The 2,080-nt window shown below is 66.9% G+C and carries 3 protein-coding genes; 2 read left to right on the top strand and 1 reads right to left on the bottom strand.

The window, feature by feature from the left end:
* Together GXZ33_RS03390 and GXZ33_RS03385 are read left to right on the top strand one after the other, a co-directional pair.
* Window positions 1-568, top strand: a 568-nt coding sequence (locus GXZ33_RS03390; protein WP_291339436.1) for an alpha/beta hydrolase-fold protein, incomplete at its 5' end; no start/stop codon positions are given.
* Between the two features lie 75 nt (window positions 569-643).
* Window positions 644-1,642, top strand: coding sequence for an alpha/beta hydrolase family protein (locus GXZ33_RS03385; RefSeq protein WP_291339435.1), 999 nt, complete (start codon window positions 644-646; stop codon window positions 1,640-1,642).
* Window positions 1,643-1,762: 120 nt separating this feature from the next.
* On the opposite strand, the gene GXZ33_RS03380 is transcribed toward GXZ33_RS03385, so the two are convergent.
* The coding region (locus GXZ33_RS03380; RefSeq protein ID WP_291339434.1) for a helix-turn-helix transcriptional regulator at window positions 1,763-2,080 on the bottom strand (318 nt) is incomplete at its 5' end.

Below are 2,080 nucleotides of genomic sequence, written 5' to 3'. Positions count from 1 at the left end.
GCAGGAGCTACACCCACTGCTTGTCGCCGAGACCGAGCTCAACCACAACGGGAGGAACGCCATCGGTGGCCTGTCCATGGGCGCCATCGGCGCCGTGCACATCGCCAACACCAACCCGGAGATCTTCGACGCCACCTTCGGTATCTCCGGCTGCTACTCCACCAATGACAATGCGGGCCGCCAGATGGTCAACCTCGTCGTCACCTCCCGCGGCGGCGACGTCGAGAACATGTGGGGCCCCTACGGCTCCGCCGAGTGGGACCGCCACGACACGGTCGCCGACCCGGAGGGCCTGCGCAACATGGCCGTCTACCTGTCCGCGGCCGACGGTTCCTTCACCGAGGAGGTCGCCGCCTCCTACGATGACGATCCCTTCTTCAACATGTCCGCCGGTTCCGTCCTCGAACGCGGTGTGCTCTCCTGCACCGAGAAGCTCGACCGGGCCATGCGGGACGCGGGAATGACCCACCAGGTCGTGGACTACAAGGGGCCGGGCGTGCACAACTGGGCGAACTACAGTGAGCAGCTGCAGCCGGCCTGGGACGCGATCAAGGGTTCCCTGTACTGACACCCCTGTTACAGATGTTTCCTGTGAGAATCAGGTGACATAACTGGAAAGCTGCGGTAGTTTCTCGACGCCGCCGTGAGCTCCCTGTCCCTCGTCGGCTCCTCCGAGTGGCCCCTGCCGGACCAGTGGCGCGAGTTCGACGACGACTACCCGCTGCCGACCGACGACTCGATCACCGACGTGGAACTCGTCGAGATCCAGGACGAAGGCCAGCGCCTCGAGCGCTGGGTCGTCTCTTCCCCCTCCATGAAGCGCAACGTCGAGGTGCAGATCTGGCACGCCGCCGACCGCTCGGTTAAGTCCCCGATGCTCTACATGCTCGACGGTGTCGATGCCCCGCGCGGCAACGGCTGGCTGAGCGTCGGCGCTGCCCGCGAGGTGTTCGCCAACGAGAACGTCACCCTCGTCCTGCCGACCCAGGCCCGGGCCTCCAACTACTCCGACTGGGTCAACGAGGACCCGACCCTCGGTCTGCACATGTGGGAGACCTTCCTCACCGAGGAACTGCCCCAGGTTCTCGAGGACCCAGACAACGGCATCAACTTCAACGGCAAGCGCGGCATCGGCGGCCTGTCCATGGGCGCCAACGGCGCCGTCCAGATCGCCAACACGAACCCGGTCATGTTCGACGGTGTCTTCGGCATCTCCGGCTGCTACTCCCCCATGAGCCCGGTGGGCCGCCAGATGGCCAGCTTCGTCGTCACCTCCCGCGGTGGCGTGCTGGAGAACATGTGGGGCCCCTACGGTTCCGAGGAGTGGATCCGCCACGACGCCGCCCTCGACCCGTCCGGCCTCGCCGGCCAGGCCGTGTACCTCTCCGCCGCGGACGGCACCTTCACCGAGGAGGAGCAGACCTTCTACGAGAACTACGAGATCACCTCCCTCGCCGTCGGTGGCCTCCTGGAGCGCGGCGTGCTCACCTGCACCCGGGAGCTCGACGACGCCATGCAGGCCGCCGGCATGGACCACCACGTGGTCAACTACAAGGAGGGTGGCGCCCACAACTGGATCCAGTTCAACCAGGAGCTCCAGCCCGCGTGGGACCACATCAAGCCCGCGCTAACCCGACCCTAGAGGCCCCTCGCGCCGTCCGCCGGCCACGAGAATTCGCACCGGATCGAATCACCGCATGCAGCACCAGCTCACCCCCAAAGCACCGCGGCGAGGATGTCAGCGGCGGCACTTCAGCCAGGCCTACTCCGGCAACTCCCGGAGCGTCTCGCTCGGGGTCTGCCCGAAGCGGCGCCGATAAGCCGAGGAAAAACGCCCCAGATGGGAAACTCCCCAGGTCAGGGCGATGTCGGTGACGGTGACGCCGGTGCGGGGATCCGCGGCGACCAACTCATCGTGGATGACCGACAAACGGATGCCGCGCAGATACTCGACCGGCCCGACGCCATACTCCTCCCGGAAATCCCCCTGCAGCGTGCGCACACTGCAGCCGGCGACCTGCGCGATCTCCCCCACCGTCCAGGGGCGGGCGGGATCGGACTCGAGGGCGTCGACGGCCCG

It is taken from the genome of Corynebacterium sp., assembly GCF_012838985.1.
In the GTDB taxonomy this organism is placed as follows: Bacteria; Actinomycetota; Actinomycetes; order Mycobacteriales; family Mycobacteriaceae; genus Corynebacterium.
This window is presented reverse-complemented; position numbering and strand designations above follow the sequence as displayed.